This is a genomic window from Streptomyces apricus, from assembly GCF_008369065.1.
Classification (GTDB): domain Bacteria; phylum Actinomycetota; class Actinomycetes; order Streptomycetales; family Streptomycetaceae; genus Streptomyces; species Streptomyces apricus.
Map to the genome: position 1 here is coordinate 586,691 of NZ_VDFC01000040.1, position 20,220 is coordinate 606,910.

At 74.0% G+C, this 20,220-nt stretch carries 12 protein-coding genes and 1 pseudogene; 5 read left to right on the forward strand and 8 right to left on the reverse strand.

What is annotated here, in order from left to right:
* On the reverse strand, positions 1-993 hold a 993-nt coding region (locus tag FGF04_RS15605), incomplete at its 3' end, for a cell division protein PerM (RefSeq protein WP_223146386.1).
* A 114-nt stretch (positions 994-1,107) separates the two neighbouring features.
* On the opposite strand from FGF04_RS15605, the gene FGF04_RS15610 reads away from it, so the two are divergent.
* Positions 1,108-2,037: a SigE family RNA polymerase sigma factor gene (locus FGF04_RS15610; protein WP_328596324.1), complete on the forward strand. Its 930-nt coding sequence runs from the start codon at positions 1,108-1,110 to the stop codon at positions 2,035-2,037.
* Positions 2,038-2,160: 123 nt separating this feature from the next.
* Here the strand turns inward: FGF04_RS15610 and sucD are convergent, their stop codons facing one another.
* The 6 genes from sucD to FGF04_RS15640 form a co-directional block, all read right to left on the reverse strand.
* Positions 2,161-3,045 (reverse strand): succinate--CoA ligase subunit alpha, encoded by an 885-nt coding sequence (gene sucD / locus FGF04_RS15615; protein ID WP_149511898.1) that lies wholly within the window; start codon positions 3,043-3,045, stop codon positions 2,161-2,163.
* A 21-nt stretch (positions 3,046-3,066) separates the two neighbouring features.
* Positions 3,067-4,245 carry an ADP-forming succinate--CoA ligase subunit beta gene (gene sucC / locus FGF04_RS15620; protein ID WP_149511899.1) on the reverse strand — a complete coding sequence of 393 codons (1,179 nt, stop codon included), beginning with the start codon at positions 4,243-4,245 and terminating at the stop codon, positions 3,067-3,069.
* 688 nt (positions 4,246-4,933) lie between these two features.
* Complete coding sequence (locus FGF04_RS15625; protein WP_149511900.1) at positions 4,934-5,848, reverse strand: hypothetical protein; 915 nt, start codon at positions 5,846-5,848, stop codon at positions 4,934-4,936.
* Between the two features lie 237 nt (positions 5,849-6,085).
* Positions 6,086-7,315, reverse strand: coding sequence for a VWA domain-containing protein (locus tag FGF04_RS15630; RefSeq protein ID WP_149512295.1), 1,230 nt, complete (start codon positions 7,313-7,315; stop codon positions 6,086-6,088).
* A 17-nt stretch (positions 7,316-7,332) separates the two neighbouring features.
* Complete coding sequence (locus tag FGF04_RS15635; RefSeq protein WP_188114095.1) at positions 7,333-9,789, reverse strand: DUF5682 family protein; 2,457 nt, start codon at positions 9,787-9,789, stop codon at positions 7,333-7,335.
* On the reverse strand, positions 9,786-10,943 hold the full coding sequence (locus FGF04_RS15640) for an ATP-binding protein (protein ID WP_188114096.1): 1,158 nt from the start codon (positions 10,941-10,943) through the stop codon (positions 9,786-9,788). Before FGF04_RS15640 ends, FGF04_RS15635 begins: the two co-directional genes overlap by 4 nt.
* Before the next feature lie 133 nt (positions 10,944-11,076).
* On the opposite strand from FGF04_RS15640, the gene FGF04_RS15645 reads away from it, so the two are divergent.
* The 4 genes and pseudogenes from FGF04_RS15645 to FGF04_RS15660 all read left to right on the forward strand — a co-directional run bounded on the left by FGF04_RS15645 (position 11,077) and on the right by FGF04_RS15660 (position 17,507).
* On the forward strand, positions 11,077-12,429 hold the full coding sequence (locus FGF04_RS15645) for an SWIM zinc finger family protein (protein ID WP_149511901.1): 1,353 nt from the start codon (positions 11,077-11,079) through the stop codon (positions 12,427-12,429).
* A gap of 177 nt (positions 12,430-12,606) precedes the next feature.
* A complete protein-coding gene (locus FGF04_RS15650; RefSeq protein ID WP_149511902.1) occupies positions 12,607-14,169 on the forward strand; it encodes a DUF5691 domain-containing protein in 1,563 nt (520 codons plus the stop codon).
* Between the two features lie 476 nt (positions 14,170-14,645).
* Complete coding sequence (locus FGF04_RS15655; RefSeq protein WP_149511903.1) at positions 14,646-15,611, forward strand: lipase family alpha/beta hydrolase; 966 nt, start codon at positions 14,646-14,648, stop codon at positions 15,609-15,611.
* A gap of 230 nt (positions 15,612-15,841) precedes the next feature.
* Positions 15,842-17,507: pseudogene (locus tag FGF04_RS15660) on the forward strand (M23 family metallopeptidase).
* 81 nt (positions 17,508-17,588) lie between these two features.
* Here FGF04_RS15660 and pcrA read toward each other — a convergent pair.
* Positions 17,589-20,186 carry a DNA helicase PcrA gene (gene pcrA, locus FGF04_RS15665; protein ID WP_149511904.1) on the reverse strand — a complete coding sequence of 866 codons (2,598 nt, stop codon included), beginning with the start codon at positions 20,184-20,186 and terminating at the stop codon, positions 17,589-17,591.
* Positions 20,187-20,220 lie beyond the last annotated feature (34 nt).

Sequence of the window (20,220 nt, forward strand, 5' to 3'; positions counted from 1 at the left end):
CAGGGGCACGGCGCCCGCCGCCCAGTGCAGGGGGGTGCCGGGCCCGGCGTCCGGGACGGCCGCCAGCAGGGGGAACGGGGGCAGCCGCGTACCGGGGTCCGAGAGCAGCGGCCCCACGGTGTGGCCCGCCCCGAGGGTGAATCCGGGGCCGAGGGCGTACGAGGCCCCCCACACCGCCGCGTTCGGGACGAGGGCCACCGCCAGCAGGAGCACCGTGAACCGGCCCGACCAGCTCTCCGTGAGCTGCAGGAACGACTGCCGCGCCGCACCCCCGTGCCACACCAGCGAGACACCGGCCAGCACGGCTCCGCCGCCCACAAGGACCGCGGTCCCGGCGGCGGCGGCCCGTACGGCGGTGGGGAGCCGGGAGCCGGCGACGAGCGGAGCGAGCGGCAGGCCGTCGAGGACCCGGCGCAGGGACGGGGGCAGCGGCCCGAGCGGTCGCCCGTGCGCGGTCCGGACGCCCATCCCCGTCGCGGCCACCACGAGCAGCGGCGGCCACAGGACGACGGACGTCCAGGAAGGGCGCGGCTCACCGCCCGCGGCGTACACCGCGGCGGCGGTGCCCACCGCCAGGTAGCCCAGGACGGCGCCGGCCCACGCCGTCCGGGCGGGAGGCGGCACCGACGTACCGTCGCCGTCCGCCGCGTCGCGCCCCGCCCGGTGCAGCAGCCACGCCGGCAGCACCACCAGGAGCAGCGGGGTCACTCCGACGGGTGCGGGTACGCCGGACAACGTGTCCTCGCGGACGAGCTCGGCGCCGTGCGCCAGCAGCCACAGCGCGGCGGCGACGTGCAGCGCCCCGTGGGGGCCGCTGTCCGGGTAGGGCGAGCTGATCCACAGGACCGTCGCGAGGACCGCGAACGCCCCCAGCCCGAGGCCCGCCGCCAGTGCCCCGCCCAGCAGGCCGGTGACCGGTCCGGGCGACCTCTTCCGCAGCCGGGCGAGCTGAAGCGGCAACGACGGGCTGCGGTCCGGGCTTCGATCCGTCATCTGGGTCACCCGGCCATGCTCCCAACGACACGCGCTTTCCCGTCGTAACAGGCGAACTTCGGATGTGTCGATCAATATACGTTTTATGTGTTTTTACGTACGGAAGGGTGTCCGGTGACGCAGACAGCTGCCCCTGCCGCCACCGGCGACGACGCCGACGCCCGGGCCGAGACCGAGGCCGACAGCGCCCCCGGCATCGATACCGATACCGATACCGGCGCCGATACCGGCAGCGAGGTCGAGGCGTTGACGCCGGCCCAGGCCTTCGACGCGCTCTACGCGTTCGCCGCCCCCGCCCTCGTACGGCAGGCGTACCTGCTCACCGGGCGGCGCGAGCTGGCCCGGGAGTCCGTGGAGCGCGCCTTCCACCTGGCGTGGCAGCGCTGGCCCGAGGTGGCGGTCGACCGCGACCCGGCGGGCTGGGTGCGGGCGGCGGCGTACGAGTACGCGACCTCCCCCTGGCACCGGCTGCGACCGCGCCACCGGATCCCGGAGCCGCCGCCCACCGCCCTGGACGACCGCCGGCTGCTGAACGCCCTGATGGGCCTGGGGCCCGCGTATCGGCGGACCCTGGTCCTGCACGACGGGCTCGGTCTCGGACTGCCCGAGACCGCCGCCGAGACGGAGGCAAGCACTCCGGCTGCGGCGAACCGGCTGCTGTACGCGCGCGCGGCCGTCGCCGCGCGCCTGCCCGAGCTGGCGGAGGAGGACGAGCTGCGCAGACGGCTGGAGGAGCTGGGCGCCACGGAACGGCTGCGGACCGCCCCGAAACCGGTCGCCGTACGGACGGGCAGCGAGCGCCGGGCCCGTCACTGGACCCGCGCGGCCATCGCCCTGACGGTGCTGGTCGTCGGCTCGACGGCGTTCACGCTGCACCGCGCGCCCGACCACTACGAGGCCCCGCAGGCCCCGGCCGCGACGGTGCCCGGGGTGCCGCCGCGCTCCGGCCCCGTGTCGCTGTCGGTGGAGGACCTGGAGCTGCGCACCAAGCTGAACGGGATGTTCGGCAGGGGCTCGCAGCGGCTCTCGCCGCAGCTGGGCTGAGGGCCGCCGCCGGTCACACCGCCCGGAGACGCGGACGGGCCCGCACCCCGTGAAGGGTGCGGGCCCGTCGGCGTACGCCGAACAGCCGAACAGTGGAACAGCGGACGGCGAGGTGCGCCGGTGTCAGCCGGCGAGGATGGCGCGGGCCAGCTTCGCGGTCTCGGTCGGCGTCTTGCCGACCTTGACGCCGGCGGCCTCCAGGGCCTCCTTCTTCGCGGCGGCCGTGCCGGAGGAGCCGGAGACGATGGCGCCGGCGTGGCCCATGGTCTTGCCCTCGGGCGCGGTGAAGCCCGCGACGTAGCCGACGACCGGCTTGGTCACGTGCTTGGCGATGTAGTCCGCCGCACGCTCCTCGGCGTCGCCGCCGATCTCGCCGATCATGACGATCAGGTCGGTGTCGGGGTCCGCCTCGAACGCCTCCAGGGCGTCGATGTGCGTGGTGCCGATGACCGGGTCGCCACCGATGCCGACGGCCGACGAGAAGCCGATGTCACGGAGCTCGTACATCATCTGGTACGTCAGCGTGCCGGACTTCGAGACCAGGCCGATGCGGCCCGGCTTCGTGATGTCGCCCGGGATGATGCCGGCGTTCGACTGGCCCGGCGTGATGAGACCGGGGCAGTTCGGGCCGATGATGCGGGTCTTGTTGCCCTTCGACTGCGCGTACGCCCAGAAGGCGGCGGAGTCGTGGACGGCGATGCCCTCGGTGATGACGACCGCGAGGGGGATCTCGGCGTCGATGGCCTCGACGACGGCGGCCTTGGAGAAGGCCGGGGGAACGAAGAGGACGGACACGTTGGCGCCCGTCTTCTCGATGGCCTCGGCGACCGTGCCGAAGACCGGGACCTCGGTGCCGTCGAAGTCGACGGTCGTGCCGGCCTTGCGCGGGTTCACGCCGCCGACGATGTTCGTGCCGTCAGCGAGCATGAGCTTGGTGTGCTTCATACCCGTGGCACCGGTCATGCCCTGGACGATGACCTTGCTGTCCTTGTTGAGGAAGATAGCCATGGCTGTTCTGTCCCTCGTCCCTTACTTCGCGGCCGCGAGCTCGGCGGCCTTGTCGGCCGCGCCGTCCATGGTGTCCACGCGCTGCACCAGCGGGTGGTTGGCGTCGGAGAGGATCTTGCGACCCAGCTCGGCGTTGTTGCCGTCGAGACGGACGACCAGCGGCTTGGTGACGTCCTCGCCCTTGTCCTTGAGCAGCTGGAGCGCCTGGACGATGCCGTTGGCGACCTCGTCGCAGGCGGTGATGCCACCGAAGACGTTGACGAAGACGGACTTGACGTCCGGGTCGCCGAGGATGATCTCCAGGCCGTTCGCCATGACCGCGGCCGAGGCGCCGCCGCCGATGTCGAGGAAGTTGGCGGGCTTGACGCCGCCGTGGTTCTCACCGGCGTACGCGACGACGTCGAMGGTGCTCATGACGAGACCCGCGCCGTTGCCGATGATGCCGACCTCGCCGTCGAGCTTGACGTAGTTGAGGTTCTTCTCCTTGGCGGCGGCCTCCAGCGGGTTGGCCGCGGCCTTGTCCTCCAGCGCCGCGTGGTCCGCCTGGCGGAACTCGGCGTTCTCGTCCAGGGAGACCTTGCCGTCCAGCGCCAGGATGCGGCCGTCCTTGGTCTTCACCAGCGGATTGACCTCGACGAGGAGCGCGTCCTCGGCGACGAAGGTCTCCCACAGGGTCACCATGGCCTCGGCGACACCCTCGGCCACGTCGGCCGGGAACTTCGCCTGGGCCACGATCTCGCGGGCCTTCTCGATGTTCACGCCCTCGACGGCGTTGACCGGGACCTTCGCAAGGGCCTCGGGGGTCTTCTCCGCGACCTCCTCGATGTCCATGCCGCCCTGTACGGACGCCATGGCGAGGAAGGTGCGGTTCGTGCGGTCGAGGAGGTACGAGACGTAGTACTCCGCCTCGATCTCGGGGGACAGCTCGGCGATCATCACCTTGTGGACCGTGTGGCCCTTGATGTCCATCCCGAGGATGTCCGTCGCGCGGGCGACGGCCTCGTCCGCGTCCGCCGACAGCTTCACGCCGCCGGCCTTGCCGCGGCCACCGACCTTCACCTGGGCCTTGACGACGGACTTGCCGCCGAGGCGCTCGGTCGCGGCGCGCGCGGCCTCAGGCGTGTCGATGACTTCACCGGCCAGCACCGGTACTCCGTGCTTGGCGAAGAGGTCCCTCGCCTGGTACTCGAACAGGTCCACGCGCGTCCGTCCCTATCAGGTAATTCGCGGTTCGTTGTCTGCGTGGGCGTGCCGCGAGGGCAACGTGACTGCGCGGTCACAAGGAGGGCGTGAGCACGGTGGCCGGCACGCGGCATGTCCGCCTCGCAGGTTATCCCCGCAGGCGGTGGGCCCGTAAATCGCAGATCACACCTGGGCGGTGATTACGGTCACAGAATGCCAGCCGAAAGCGCCTCACCAGGCTGGGGTTTGCCTGGTGAGGCGCTCTGATCGGCCCCTGAAACAGGTCTCAGGGGCGTGGCACGGCCGGTCCTCACCCCAATGAGGACCGGCCCTGCCGACCGCGGGGTTCTCGGCCACACGGACCGGACGGCTTCCGGCCGTACGGGGCCTGTACCCTGCGGAGTCTCGGTGGCGGGGGAGCCGGAAGGGGCCGCCCCGGAGGAGGCCTCCCGGACAGGAGGGCGGTGACCGGACGGGAGGGCGGTGGCCGGGCGGATGGGACGGGTCCGGTCACGCCCCGGGAACCGCGGACGCCACGGGCCGGCTCAGCAGGAACGGCCGGATGTCACCGGGTGCACCGGCACGCCGACCGCGTCGCGGATGGGGTGCCAGTCGCGGATGCGGTGCGTGTTGTGTGTGGGCTTCCCGGGGGCTCCGCCGTCCGGCGGGTGCACCGTCGGAGGGGAAGGTGCCGTGCCGGCAGGGTCTAGCCGGGGGACGCCGGGACGTCCCGGTGGCGGTCCCGGGTGGCGGCCACGGTGAGGTCCTCGGCGGTGCCGGGCACCGGCACCGACCGGATTCGCTCGTTCGGCGTCACCGCCTGCGGGTCGCCGTGCCGGGACGAGCCGCTGTCGACCGCGCTGTGGTTGCGCAGCGCACCCGAGGGGCCGCCGTCGGGAACCTGGTGCGACGGGGTCTGCGCGATCCGCGTGACTCCGGATGCCTGCGGGTGCGGGCGGCGGGACGCGGCGTCGCCGGCCGCTCCGGCGCCGCCGGGGACCCGCGGCCCGAACGCCGCCGCTGTGCCGTCGCCGGGCGAGCGCGTCCCGGCCGGCCGCGCCTCGGCCGCCTGCGGCTCCCGTGTCTGTGTCGCGGTCGCCCGGGATGCGTCCGTCGCGGGTCCGTCCGCTCGGGATCCGTCCGACGTGCCGTCCGGCTGCTGCGGCGCCGTCGTGTCGGCCGGCAGCGTCTGACCCGGTATCGCAGGCACCTCGGGCACCTCGGGCAGTTCGGGCACCTCGGGCAGCGGTGGTTCCGGCGCGTCCGGGAGCCCCGGAAGATCGGGCGGCACCCACGGGTCCAGCGGCAGGAGCGGCTGTTCGACGAGCCCCTCGGTGATCCGGTCCAGCAGATCGCCGACGGGCCGTACGACGTGCTCGGCGGCCGACGGCACCACGAGCCCGGTGACCGGCCGCAGGACCTGCTCGGTGACCGGCCGCACGAGGTCGTGGACCCCGCCGGTGCCGTGGACCGCGCCGGTCGCGGGCGCGCTCGCCGCCGGGGGCGGTCCGGCGCCGTCCGCCGCCCGGGCCTGCTCCCCGCAGAGGAGCCCCAGGAGGAACAGCCCTCCCACCATCAGCACCAGCTGCAGCAGACGCCGTCCTGCCGTCCCGCGCGTCACACGCGGAGCGGCGCCGGGCGATGCGGCGGACAGGGCCAAGGCGGGAACCTCCCGTACGGAGGGACGGGGCGGAACGGGACGGAGCCGGGCGGAGCGGGACATGGCGCAGTGGAGCGGAACGGGGCGCGGCCGTCAGGCTGCACGCCCCTGAAGCCCGCCGATCCTCGCACGGGACTCCCGAGGCCGCGCAAGCCCCTTGTTACCGATGGATACACATGTCCGCTTTTTCCACCGCTCCTACCGCCGGGGGCCTCCCGTGTCCGCATCCGCGTCCGGTATCGGCAGGGGGCGCTTCTCGATCGCGGCCGCCATCACCTCCGGGAACAGGTCGGGCGTACAGGCGAACGCCGGTGCGCCCAGCCCCGCGAGGGCCGCCGCATGCTCCCGGTCGTAGGCGGGAGCCCCCTCGTCGGACAGCGCCAGCAGCGTCACGAACTGCACCCCCGACGCCTTCATCGCCGCGACCCGCTTCAGCATCTCGTTGCGGATGCCTCCTTCGTAGAGGTCGCTGATGAGCACGACCACGGTGTCGGCGGGCCGGGTGATCTGCGACTGGCAGTACGCGAGCGCCCGGTTGATGTCGGTGCCGCCGCCGAGCTGCGTGCCGAAGAGGACGTCGACCGGGTCGTCGAGCTGGTCGGTGAGGTCGACGACGGCCGTGTCGAAGACGACGAGCCGGGTGTCGATCGACCGCATCGAGGCCAGGACCGCGCCGAACACCGACGCGTACACGACCGACGCCGCCATCGAGCCCGACTGGTCGATGCAGAGGACGACCTCCTTCTTCACCGACTGCGAGGCACGCCCGTAACCGATGAGCCGCTCGGGCACGATCGTGCGGTACTCCGGCAGGTAGTGCTTGAGGTTGGCCGCGATGGTGCGGTTCCAGTCGATGTCCTGGTGGCGCGGCCGGCTGATGCGCGCGCTGCGGTCCAGGGCCCCCGTGAGGGTCGCCCGGGTGCGGGTCGCGAGCCGCTTCTCCAGGTCCTGGACCACCTTGCGCACGACCGCGCGCGCCGTCTCCTTGGTCGTCTCGGGCATGGCCTTGTTCAGCGACAGCAGCGTGCCGACCAGGTGGACGTCGGCCTCCACGGCCTCCAGCATCTCCGGTTCGAGCAGCAGGGCGGACAGGCCCAGCCGGTCGATGGCGTCCCGCTGCATGACCTGGACGACGGAGGACGGGAAGTAGGTCCGGATGTCGCCCAGCCAGCGGGCGACCGACGGGGCGGAGGCGCCGAGCCCGGCCGAACGCTCCTGCCCCGCCCGCGGCCTGCCGCCCTTCCCGTTGCCGTTGCCGTACAGGGAGCTGAGGGCCCCGTCCATCGCGGCGTCCCGGCCGGTGAGCGTGCAGCCGGTGCCGTCCGCGTCCTCCCCGCCGAGCACGAGCCGCCAGCGCCGCAACCGCTCGTCGGCGGCCGCCGTGTCCACCGGGCCGGTGTCCACTACGCCGGTGTCCGCTGCCTCCATGTCCACCGGGCCGGTGCTCATCGGCTGACCTCCACAAGATCGTTCTCGGTTCGGCCGTCGTCGTCCAGCCCCAGCAGCAGGCGCAGCACCGGCAGGACGGCGTCGGCGCGCTCGGTGTCGAGGCCGGACGCGAAGCCGGGGGCACCGGTGCCCGCTGCGGTGGCCGCCAGGCCCCCACCCGGTCCCGGTCCGCGCCGGACCAGTTCGCCGAGGGTGCGGCGCACCCCGGGCTCGTACGCGGAGAAGGTGCGGCGCAGCAGCGGCAGCACGTCGGTGAACGCGTCCGCGGGCACGCCGGTCAGCCAGGAGTCGACCAGCGCGAGCAGCCGTTCGTCGTGCACGAGCAGCATGCCGCCGCCGGATCCGCCGCCGACGAACCCCTCGATCCACGCCGCCGCGTCGCCGGGCGCGGTCCCGGGCGACAGGACGAGCCCCATGAACCGGGCCGCCTCCTCCTGCTCCAGGGCCCCGTCGTCCAGCAGCAGCCGGACGGCCCGCCCCCGGACGACGCCCGCGACGGTGTCCCGTCCGCCGAGCGTGCCCAGCACGGTGTGCCACCGGCCGCGTATGCCGGCGCGGGAGCTTCCCTTGCCGCCCTCGCCGTCCCCTCCGTCCGCCCCGTCCGTCCCGTCCTTGCCGTGCTCGCCGTCTTCGGCCAGCAGGCCCACCGCGCCGTGCACGGCGTCGACGTGCCCGCGCATCTCCTCGGCGGCCTCCGCGTCGAGCGCGGCGCACGCCGGGGGCAGTCCGACGAAGACGCGCTCGGCGAGGCCCGCGGCGACCTCGGCCAGGGCCCGCGTCCCCGTGCCCCGCACGTCGCCGTAGCGCAGGGCGCGGACCAGGGCGGGCAGGGCCTGGGCGAGGTGGCCCACATCGGCGTCCAGGGCGGCGCGATCGGCGAGGATCCGCATCACCACGGGCAGGGCGTCCGGCAGCTCGGCGAGCAGGCAGCGCTCGGCGAGGCCCGTGACGTCGGCCAGGGAGCTCGCGCCTACGGCGTCCGACTCGGCCTTCGCGGTCGCGGCGGCGAGCACGGTCGTGCCCCACACCCCGGCCTCGGCGACCCGCACCGCGAGCTCCGGCTCCCAGCGCAGCCGCCAGGTCTCCCGGAACGTACCGGTGCTGCCGCGGGACGCGACCGGCTCTCCCCACGCGACGCCGAGCAGGCGCAGCCGGTGCAGGAGCCGGCTGCGCCCGCCGTCGGTCTCCTTGCGCAGGTCCAGCTCCAGCTCCCGCTCCGACGCCTCCGGCTTGAGCCGCAGCTTCCGCTGGATCCGGGCGAGGTCGCGCTGCAGGGGCACCGCGGGCGCGGCCTCGGGCACCTCGCCGAGGACGTCGCCGACGACCAGCCGGTCGTGCACCAGGGAGAGCGGGACGTCCGAGCCCTCGCACATCACGGCCCGTACGGCGTCGGTGGTCTCGGTGAGGCCGGGCAGGGGGCGGCCCCGCATCGCGGCGAGCGTGTCGGCGAGCCGCACCGCCTCGATGACGTGCGCGGACGAGACCGGGTGGTCCTCGTCCCGCAGCAGCCCGGCCACCTTCGTCATCCAGCGCTCGATCGGCCGGTCCGGGACGCTGAACAGGTGCCCGTACCAGCCGGGCGAGTCGATGCCCGCGCCGTACCCGCTGAAGCGGGAGAGCCGCCGGTGGGTCCAGGGCACCCAGGTCATGTCGGCCTTCACCTTGGGCAGTCCCTTGAGCAGGGCCCGGTCGGCGGCGACGGTCGTACGCTGCCGCAGCGCGGGCACGTGCCAGGCGCCGCACACCACGGCCACGTCGTCCGCGTACTCCCGCTGGGCCGCCCGCACCTGGAGGCGCATGTGGGCCTCGCGCACGAGGTCCCGGTCGTGTCCCCCCGTGCCGTAGACCTCCCGCAGCGCCGCCATGGCCTCGCCGAGCGCCTCGAACGGGGCGAACGCGTCCCCCGCGCGCGTCCCCCGGTGTTCGACCACGTCCTCCCACCAGCGCTCGGGGTCGTCGTATCCGGCGGTCTCCGCGAGCACGCCGAGCGGGTCGATCCGCACGGCCTCCTTCTCGTCCTCCTCCTTCTCGTCCCCCTCTTTCTCGTTCTCCCCCTTATCGGCCTGCTCCTCCTCCGCCTCTTCCTCCTCGCGGCCCCGGGCGAGCGTGTGCGTGGCGGGGAGGTCGATGAAGCGGGCCGGCACCCCGTGCTCCAGGGCCCAGCGGATGGCCACCCATTCCGGGGAGAACTCGGCGAGCGGCCAGAACGCCGACCGTCCCGGCTCGTCCACGACATGCGCGAGGAGCGCGACGGGCGGCCGCATGTCCTCCTCGGCGGCCAGCGCGATCAGCGCGTCGGCCTCCGGCGGGCCTTCGAGGAGCACCGTGCGCGGACGCGCCGCGTCGAGCGCCGCCCGCACGGCCCGCGCCGAACCGGGCCCGTGGTGGCGCACCCCCAGCAGCAGGGGCCCGGGCGCCCGGCGAGTGCCGCCCCCCTGGTCGTCCTCGCTCACGCGCTCACCTCCCTGCACGCCCGGTAGAAGTCCTTCCAGCCGTCGCGCTCGCGGACGACCGCCTCCAGGTACTCCTGCCAGATGACGCGGTCGGCCGCCGGGTCGCGGACGACGGCGCCGAGGATGCCCGCTGCCACGTCGCCCGCGCGCAGCACGCCGTCCCCGAAGTGGGCGGCCAGCGCGAGGCCGTTGGTGACGACGGAGATCGCCTCCGCGGTGGACAGCGTGCCGCTGGGCGACTTGAGCTTCGTGCGCCCGTCGGCGGTGACGCCGTCGCGCAGCTCGCGGAAGACGGTGACGACACGGCGGATCTCGTCGATGCCCTCGGGCACGGCGGGCAGGTCCAGGGAGCGGCCGATCTGGTCGACCCGGCGCGAGACGATCTCCACCTCGGCCTCGGCGCTCTCCGGCAGCGGCAGGACCACCGTGTTGAAGCGGCGGCGCAGGGCGCTGGACAGGTCGTTCACCCCGCGGTCGCGGTCGTTGGCCGTCGCGATGAGGTTGAAGCCGCGCACCGCCTGCACCTCGGAGCCCAGCTCCGGTATGGGCAGGGTCTTCTCCGACAGGATCGTGATCAGCGTGTCCTGCACGTCGGCGGGGATGCGGGTCAGCTCCTCGACGCGGGCGGTCATGCCCTCGGCCATCGCCCGCATGACCGGGCTGGGCACCAGCGCGTCCCGGCTCGGGCCGTGCGCGAGCAGCTGCGCATAGTTCCAGCCGTAGCGGATCGCCTCCTCCGGGGTGCCGGCCGTGCCCTGCACGAGGAGGGTGGAGTCCCCGCTGACCGCCGCGGCCAGGTGCTCGGACACCCACGTCTTCGCCGTGCCCGGCACACCGAGCAGGAGCAGCGCCCGGTCCGTGGCCAGCGTGGTGACGGCCACCTCGACGATGCGGCGCGGGCCCACGTACTTCGGCGTGATCACCGTGCCGTCCGGGAGCGTGCCGCCCAGCAGGTACGTCGCCACGGCCCACGGTGACATCCGCCAGCGGGCGGGCCGCGGCCGGTCGTCCTGGGCGGCCAGCGCGGCGAGCTCGGCGGCGAACGCGTCCTCGGCATGCGGCCGCAGCTCCTCGCCCCGGTCCGGCACGGACGGGGCCGAGGGCGCGGGCACGCCTTCGGACTGGTGGTGGTTCGGGTCGACGGACACGGACATGGAGCGGTCCCCCTTGCGGCTCGGCCGGTTCGGATCTGGTTCCACCGTGCACCACGCCACTGACAATCGCTCTGACCTGCACGAACGACCTCGTCGCAGGCGATTGTCAGTGGTGGGACCTACGGTCGGAGACATGACTGAGCAGGGGGTGCGCTGGAGCGCGGACCAGGTGCTGGCGCTGGCGCCTGACGCCGCGTCACGCAAGGCGGGCAGCAAGCTCGGCGCGGCCGGACCGTGGTCCGAGGCGGGCAGTTCCGACGAGGGGACGGTGTGGGGCCTGTGCAAGGGGAGCGGCAGCAAGCCGTACCGGACGGTGATCGACATCGCGGACTCCACCGGTCCCGCGTACAAGTGCAGTTGCCCGAGCCGCAAGTTCCCGTGCAAGCACGCGCTGGGGCTGCTGCTGCTCTGGGCGGGCGAGGACGGCGCGGTGCCGCGGGGCGAGGCGCCGGACTGGGCGGAGGAGTGGATCGAGGGCCGGCGCAAGCGCGCGGACGACAAGCGCGCGGCGGGCGCGTCCGGTTCCCCGTCCCCCGGTGATCCGGAGGCGGCGCGCCGCAGGGCGGAGCGGCGGGCCGAGTGGATCACGGCGGGGGCGACGGAGCTGGAGCAGCGGCTGGCCGACCTGCTGCGGGGCGGTCTGGCCTCGGCGGAGCAGTCGGGGTACGGGCTGTGGGAGGAGACGGCGGCCCGCATGGTGGACGCGCAGGCGCCCGGTCTCGCCGCGCGGGTGCGGGAGCTGGGGGCGATACCGTCGTCGGGACCCGGCTGGCCGGTGCGGCTGCTGGAGGAGTGCGCGCTGCTCCACCTCCTGGACCAGGGCTGGCTGCGCCGCGACGGGCTGCCCGACGGCCTGGCCGCGACGGTCCGTTCCCGGATCGGGCTGCCCGCCTCGGCGGACGGCGCGCCGGTGCGCGACCGGTGGCTGGTCCTGGCCCAGTACGACACCGCGGACAGCCGCCTCACGACCCGCCGGATCTGGCTGCACGGAACCGGGACGGGACGCACGGTCCTGCTCCTCTCCTACGGGGCCGCCGGGCGCGCGCCGGAGCTGGCGCTGCCGGTCGGTCTCGCGCTCGACGCGGAGGTGTCGGCGTATCCGGGCGCGGGGCAGTCGCGGGTGGCGCTGGGCGAGCGGTTCGCGCCCGCCGAACCCACCGGCTTCCGGCCGCCCGGGGTGGACGTGGCGCGGGCGGTGGCCGGGTACGGCGAGGCGCTGCGGGACGACCCGTGGCTGGAGTCCCGGCCGGTGACGCTGGAGCGGGTGGTCCCGGTCCCGGACGGCGACGGCTGGCAGCTGGCGGACGCCGACGGGGAGTCGGCCCTGCCCCTGACCCCGGCCGCCGGGTCCCGCGCCGGCCTGTGGCGCCTGGTCGCGCTCTCGGGCGGCGCTCCGGTGACGGTCTTCGGCGAGTGCGGCCACCTCGGCTTCTCCCCGCTGACGGCCTGGCCGGACGGACCGGGCGAGGCGGTGACCCTGTGCTGACGCACCCGCTCGCCGATCCTCCCGGGCCCGTACCGATCAGTCCCGTACCCATCGGCCCTGTACCGACCGGCTCTGTACCTACCGACCCTGTACCGATCGGTCCCGTCCTCCTCGGCCCCGCTCCCCMCCGCCTCCGCTCCCGCGCGGGCGTCCGGCGGGAGCCACTGGGAGGAGCTCGTGACCACGGCGCTGCTGGGGACCGCGCGCCGCGCGCCCGCCGACGTCCCGGCCGGCCGCGACGCGCCGACGGCCCTGCTGGACGCGGCGGCCGTGGAGACCGTGCGGCGCCGGGCCGGGATGCGGGCGGGCCGGGCGGCGGCCCGCCTCGAACCCGCGGCGCCGGACCCGCGCCCCGCGCTGCCGCCCGCGGCGGCCCGCAGACTGACGATGCTGCTGGCCGACCGGCCGGGTGCGGGCGGCGGCCGCCGGGGCACGGCCCCCGACCTCATGGAGCTGCTGCCGCAGTGGCTCGCCGCGGCGAACGGCCACGGTTACGCGGCTCCCCCGCAGGCGCTGCCCGCCCTGCTGGACGCGGCCCGCGGGCGTACCGACCTGCGGCCGGCGGTGCTGGCCTTCGCGGGCCCGCGCGCCCTGTGGCTGGCCCGGCTGAACACGGACTGGCGGTTCGCCCTGCGGGCGGCGCCGGGCGGCGGTGCGGCCCTGCCCGGGCCCGAGGAGCCGGAGCGGGTGCGGGAGTTGTGGGAGGAAGGACTGTTCGCCGAGCGGGTCGCGCTGCTGTCCGCGCTACGCGCCCGGGACGCGGCGGCCGCGCGTGACCTGCTCGCGACGACATGGGCGGCGGAGCGGGCCGAGGACCGGCTGATGTTCCTCGACTCGCTGCGGGCGGGGCTGTGCGAGGCGGACGAGCCGTTCCTGGAGGCGGCGTTGGCGGACCGCAGCCGCAATGTGCGCTCCACGGCCGCGGAGTTGCTGTCCTCGCTGCCCGGATCGGCGCTGGCCGGGCGGATGGCGGAGCGGGCGGGGGCGTGCGTGGCCGTCGACCACACGTACGGCGCGCCGACGATCGTGGTGGAGGCGCCGCACGAGTGCGATGCCGGCATGGAGCGGGACGGCGTGGTGGCCAAGGCCCCGGCCGGCCGGGGCGAACGGTCGTGGTGGCTGGGCCAGTTGGTGGAGGCGGCCCCGCTGGGCACGTGGCCGGGGCGGCTCGGGGGGCGGACGCCCGAGGAGATCGTGGCGCTGCCCGTGGCCGACGACTGGCGGGACGAACTGCACGCGGCGTGGTGCCGGGCGGCGGTGCGCCAGCGCGACCCCTCCTGGTCCAGGGCGCTGCTGGGGACACCGGCGGCGCCGGAGGCGGGTGGTCCCGGCGCGGTCTCCCTGGCCGAGCGGGCGAAGCTGCTGAGCACGCTGGAGGCCCCGGAGCGGGCCGAGTGGGTGGCGGGGTTCATCTCCGTGCACGGGCTGTCCGAGGCCTTCCAGCTGCTCGGGGTGTGCACGGTGCCGTGGGCCGGGCCGCTGGGCGGGGCCGTGGTGGACGCGCTCAACATCGCGCGCGACGCGGGCAGTTACCCATGGAGCTTCAGCGGCGTCATGGGGCTGGCCGAGCGCTGTCTGGACCCGGCGGAGGCAGTCCGTCTGGAAGCGCTGACCGCCGTCCCGGACGAACCGGAGGACGCCGCACCGGGCGCCGGAGGCTACTGGTCCGAATCCTTCCAGCGTCTCCTGACCACCCTGCGCCTGAGAGCCACGATGCAGTCCGAACTCACCCCGCCCTGACCGCGCCCCGTCACCTTTGCCTGTCGCCCTTCCCTGTCGCCTTCCCCCGGTCGCCTGCACGCCTCCGGACCCGCCCGTCCCGGGCGTCCGGCCGTCACCCCCCGATCCGCGCACCTCAGCACCGAGTGAACGCACGTTATCGCCGACACACCGCGACCGGCAGTTTCACGGCGCGGACCGAGGGGGACACCACAGATGGGACACGTTCGCAGCGCACTCATCCCGCACACCGCGACCCACGGTGCGCAGACGGGACGAGTACAAGGGAAACCGTTACGAGGAATCCGCACCTCCGCGCCGCAGGCCGCGCGACGGGGTGGTGCGGCGCGTCGGCGACCGTACGACGACGGAGACCCCGTCGTCCCACCGGTGACATCCGGACCGCACGCGCACCGTCACCGTCCTCACCCACCGGCTTCCCACGAGGGCACACGGGGGACAGAGGGTTCTTGCCGTGCGCCGACGGGAGGTCGGCCATGAAGGCCACCAAGGCATTGCCACCCCTTCTTCCACTGTGCCGGCGCCTGCTCCACATCGGGCCGGCCGGGCTCTCACTCACCCTGCTGAAGGCGACGGCACTGGAGATCGCGATCCTCGCCGGTCACCTCGTCCTCTATCCCTCGGGCATGACCCCGGAGCGCAGGCCGTCCCCGGTCCCGCCCCGGACCCTGGCCCACCTGCCCGACGCGGACCTCGACCCGGCCCCGGGACCGGACCCCGCGGGCAGGGCCGCGAACAGCACCGCGAGCAGCGCGGCGGACGGCATCGCGGACGCCGCCCGGCTGCCCTGCCCGAACAGGCCCCCGGTGGTCCTGCTGCACGGCTTCATCGACAACCGCTCGGTCTTCGTGCTGCTGCGCCGCTCGCTGGCCCAGCACGGCCGGCAGCAGATCGAGTCGCTCAACTACTCACCGCTGACCTGCGACATACGCACCGCCGCCGAGCTGCTCGGCCGGCACATCGAGGAGATCTGCGAGCGCACCGGCCGCCAGGAGGTCGACATCGTCGGGCACAGCCTCGGCGGGCTGATCGCGCGCTACTACGTGCAGCGTTTGGGCGGCGACGTGCGCGTGCGGACCCTGGTCACCCTGGGCACCCCGCACGCGGGCACCCGCGTGGTGCCGCTGGCGAACGCCCACCCGATCGTCCGCCAGATGCGTCCGGGCTCCGGCGTACTGCGGGAGTTGTGCGAGCCGGCCCCGCACTGCCGCACGCGGTTCGTGAGTTTCTGGAGCGACCTCGACCAGTTGATGGTCCCGCTGGAGACGGCGTGCATCGCGCACCCGGACCTGCTCGTGCAGAACGTGCGGGTGAGCGGCATCGGGCACCTCGCCCTGCCGGTGCACCCCGCGGTCGCGGCCGGCATCCGCCAGGCCCTGGACACCGAGGAGGGGACCGACCGCGCCGCCGCCCGCCCCGGCGGCGGTCTCACGGTGGCGTGAACGCGGAAACGGAACCGTAGGGGGCTGCCACGCCCGGCTCCAGAAGCGTCGTTTCTTCGAACACTCGTCGAACGTTAGGCCAAAGCTCTGCCCACGCACCGCCGAAAGGCGGCCGAATGCCCGTTTCCGGCGAGGAGGAAACCTGCTGAAGATTGTCGCGCCCGCGTACCGCCGGGTACAGTCGCCGCACTGCTCTGCCAGCCCCTGTTGTCGAGGCGAAAGAGAAGTTGGTGAACGACCGTCACCCGTCGGGGACCGTRACTCCCCCGGCTCCGGCCCACGAGGCCGCCTCGGCGCACTACGCGTCCCACGGCGGACAGGGGGCCCCGTACGGCGACTTCACCACGTACGACGCGTACCCCGCCACCGGTTTTGAAACCGCCCCCACCAGCTCGTACGACACAACGGGCGCGTACGGCACGAGTGGTGCCTATGCGACGAACGCCTTCGCCGCCGATCCCCTCTTCGGTGACCTGCCCGGCGACGGAAGCGGAACCGACGGCAGCGGCAACTGGAACGGCGCGACCGGCAGCCACCAGACCCTGGACCACGACCCGTACGCGGCCCAGCACCACGCCGTCCACGACACCGGCGGCTACGACACGAGCGGCGTCTGGCCGGACTCCGGCCAGCAGCACCTCGGCGGGATCCCGGCGCAGACCGCGGGCCCCGACGGCACCGGGCAGTGGGACGCGAACGCCTGGCTGCAGGCCGAGCAGATCGACCCCACCCAGCAGTGGACCGCGCAGACCTTCGAGACCGGCACGTACGACGCCACCGCGTGGAACACCGACGGCGGCGAGCGGCACGACGCGTACGACGGACACGAGGCGTACGACGGGCAGGTCCCGTTCGACCAGCAGGCGACCAGCACCTTCGAGCAGGTCCCGTACGAGGAACAGGGCGCCGCGCGGGACGAGTTCGGCCACGCCGAGCACGGTGACCAGGGCGACCACGGCGACGGCCTCACCGGCGCGGACCCCGAGGACCACGTCCACGACCACGCCGACGACGAGACCCCGCTGCTCGACGGCGTCGAGGAGGTCACCCCCGCCCCGGGCTCGCGCACCGCGGCCCGCCGCGCGGGCCGCGGGGCGCCAGCCCGGGGCGGGGGTGGCCTCCCCCACCGCGGCCCGCGCGGCGGGCCGTTCGGCCTCCCGCTCGCGCCGCCGCCCCCCGCCCCGGCGTTCCGCGCTGCTGACGATCGCCGTGCCCTCGGCGTGCGTGATGGGGGTGGCAGGCATCGCCGCCGCCTCCGTGACCGGCGGCGAGAGCGGGGACGAGGTCCGCACGACCTCCGCCGCGGCCGACACGGCCACCGTGCAGCCGGCCGTCGCGAACAACAAGCTGGACACCCAGCTGGAGAACCTCACCGCGGACGCGGACGACTTCGCCGACCGGGCGAGCCGCACGCAGGAACGTATCGACCTCAAGGCCCAGCAGCTCGCCGAGAAGCAGAAGGCGGCGGCGGACGCGGCCCGCAAGGAGCGGCTGCGGCCGAAGTTCGCGCTGCCGGTCGCGCGGCACGGGCTCAGCGCCTACTACGGCCAGGCCGGCGTCAACTGGATGTCCGTGCACACCGGCATCGACTTCCCGGTCTCGTACGGCACGACGGTGATGGCCGCCACGGACGGCGTCGTCCGCACGCAACTGAACAGCGCCTACGGCAACATGATCATCGTGACGGCCAAGGACGGCACGGAGACCTGGTACTGCCACCTCTCCAGCTACCGGGTGCCCGCGGGGACGGTCGTGAAGGCCGGCGACCCGATCGCCTACTCCGGGAGCTCCGGCAACTCCACCGGCCCGCACCTGCACTTCGAGGTGCGTCCCGGTGGCGGCTCGGCGATCGACCCGCTGTCGTGGCTGCGCAGCCACGGGGTCGACCCCACCTGAAGCGTTCCGCGTTCCTCCCGGGGCCGCCCGACCGACGGCCCCGCTTCGCTTCCTGCCCTCTGCCTCCTGCTCCCCGCTGCCCTACAGCTTCTCCACCGGCGCGTACCGCAGCAGCAGGCGCTTCGGCTTCTCCGCGCCGAAGTCGACCGTCGCCTCCGCGTTAGCGCCCGAGCCCTTCACGCCGACGACCGTGCCGAGGCCGAACTGGTCGTGCGTGACCCGGTCCCCGACCGCCAGCGACACCACCGGCTTGTCCGCCGCGCCGCGCCGCGTCGCGAAACCGGACGCGCCCGAGGCCGCCGAACGGGACCGGGAGGAGGACAAGGAGGACGACAGGGACGCCGCCACCCCGGAGACCGGACCGGAAGCCGCCGCTCCCATGGAGCCCCGGCGCTTCCAGTCCAGGTGCGCGTCCGGGATCTCCTCCAGGAAGCGGGACGGCGGGTTGTACGAGGGCTGCCCCCACGCGCTGCGCATCGACGCGCGCGTCAGGTACAGCCGCTCGCGGGCGCGCGTGATGCCGACGTAGGCGAGCCGCCGCTCCTCCTCCAGCTCCTTGGTCTGGCCGAGGGCGCGCATGTGCGGGAAGACGCCGTCCTCCAGGCCCGTCAGGAACACGACCGGGAACTCCAGGCCCTTGGCGGTGTGCAGGGTCATCAGCGTGATGACGCCCGAGCCGTCCTCGTCCTCGTCCGGGATCTGGTCGGAGTCGGCGACCAGCGCCACCCGCTCCAGGAAGGCGGCGAGCCCGACCGGCACGTCGCCGTCCGCCGCGTCCGCCCCTTCCACTCCGTCGTCCGCGTCCGCGCCGGCAGCCGCCGCGCCCGCCCCCGCGACGCCGGCCGCCTCCTGCTCGAACTCCAGCGCGACGGAGGCGAGTTCCTGGAGGTTCTCGATGCGGGTCTCGTCCTGCGGGTCCGTGGACGCCTGCAACTCGGCGAGGTAGCCGGTGCGTTCCAGGATCGCCTCCACGACGGTCGCCGGGCCCGCGCCGGACTCGACGATCGTACGGAGGTCCTCCATCAGCGTGTTGAACCGCTTGACGGCGTTGGTCGAGCGGGCCGCCATGCCGTACGCCTCGTCGACGCGGCGCAGCGCCTGCGGGAAGCTGATCCTCTCGCGCTGGGCGAGCGCGTCGATCATCGCCTCGGCGCGGTCGCCGATGCCGCGCTTGGGCACGTTCAGGATGCGGCGCAGCGGTACGGAGTCCTCGGGGTTCGCCAGCACGCGCAGGTACGCGAGGACGTCCCGGACCTCCTTGCGCTCGTAGAAGCGGACGCCGCCGACGACCTTGTAGGGCAGGCCGACCCGGATGAAGACCTCTTCGAAGACACGGGACTGCGCGTTCGTCCGGTAGAAGACGGCGACGTCGCCGGCCTTCGCGTCGCCCGCGTCCGTGAGGCGGTCTATCTCGTCGGCGACGAACTGCGCCTCGTCGTGCTCGGTGTCGGCGACGTAGCCCGTGATGCGCGCGCCGGCGCCCGCGTTGGTCCACAGGTTCTTCGGGCGGCGGGACTCGTTGCGCTCGATGACCGCGTTGGCGGCGGTGAGGATCGTCTGCGTGGAGCGATAGTTCTGCTCCAGGAGGATCGTCGTCGCGTTCGGGTAGTCCTCCTCGAACTGGAGGATGTTGCGGATCGTCGCGCCGCGGAAGGCGTAGATCGACTGGTCGGCGTCACCGACGACGCACAGCTCGGCGGGCGGGAGGAGGTGGCTCTCCCCCGGCGCCGCGTCCCCGGGGTGCGCGGCGTGACCGGCGGCCGGGTCCGTGACGCTGCCGACGAGCTCGCGGACGAGGGAGTACTGCGCGTGGTTCGTGTCCTGGTACTCGTCCACGAGGACGTGCCGGAAGCGGCGGCGGTAGTGCTCGGCGACGTCCGGGAAGGCGCGCAGGAGGTTGACCGTCGTCATGATCAGGTCGTCGAAGTCCAGCGCGTTCGCCTCGCGCAGCCGCGACTGGTACATCGCGTACGCCTGGGCGACGGCCTTCTCGAAGCCGTCGGCGGCCTGGGCGGCGAAGTCCTCCTCGTCGATCAGCTCGTTCTTCAGGTTCGAGATCTTGGCGCTGAAGGACTTCGGCGGGAAGCGCTTGGGGTCGAGGTCCAGGTCGCGGCAGACCAGGGCCATCAGGCGCTTGCTGTCGGCGGCGTCGTAGATCGAGAAGGACGACGTGAAGCCGAGCTTCTTGCTCTCGCGGCGCAGGATCCGCACGCAGGCGCTGTGGAAGGTCATCACCCACATCGCGTTCGCCCGCGGGCCGACGAGCTGCTCGACGCGCTCCTTCATCTCGCCCGCGGCCTTGTTCGTGAAGGTGATCGCGAGGATCTGGCCGGGGTGCACCCCGCGCTCGCCCAGCAGGTGGGCGATGCGGTGGGTGAGCACCCGGGTCTTGCCGGAACCGGCGCCGGCGACGATGAGCAGGGGCGATCCCTGGTGGACCACCGCCGCACGCTGGTTCTCGTTCAGCCCGTCCAGGAGCGCGGCCGGGTCCACGAGCGGCCTCGGGGCGCCGTCGCGGTAGTAGCCGTCCCTGGGCGGAGGCGCGTCGAAGCGCCCGCCGAACAAATCGTCCGCACCGGGCTCCGGCGCCTCGTCCTCGGGGGGCGGCGGGGGCTCTTCCTCGTGGGCCCGGGAGGGCTTGAGGTCCGCCAGGAAGCTGTCGTCAAAGAGGCTGCTCATCGCTCTCCGAGTCTAGGCGCCCCCACCGACACCC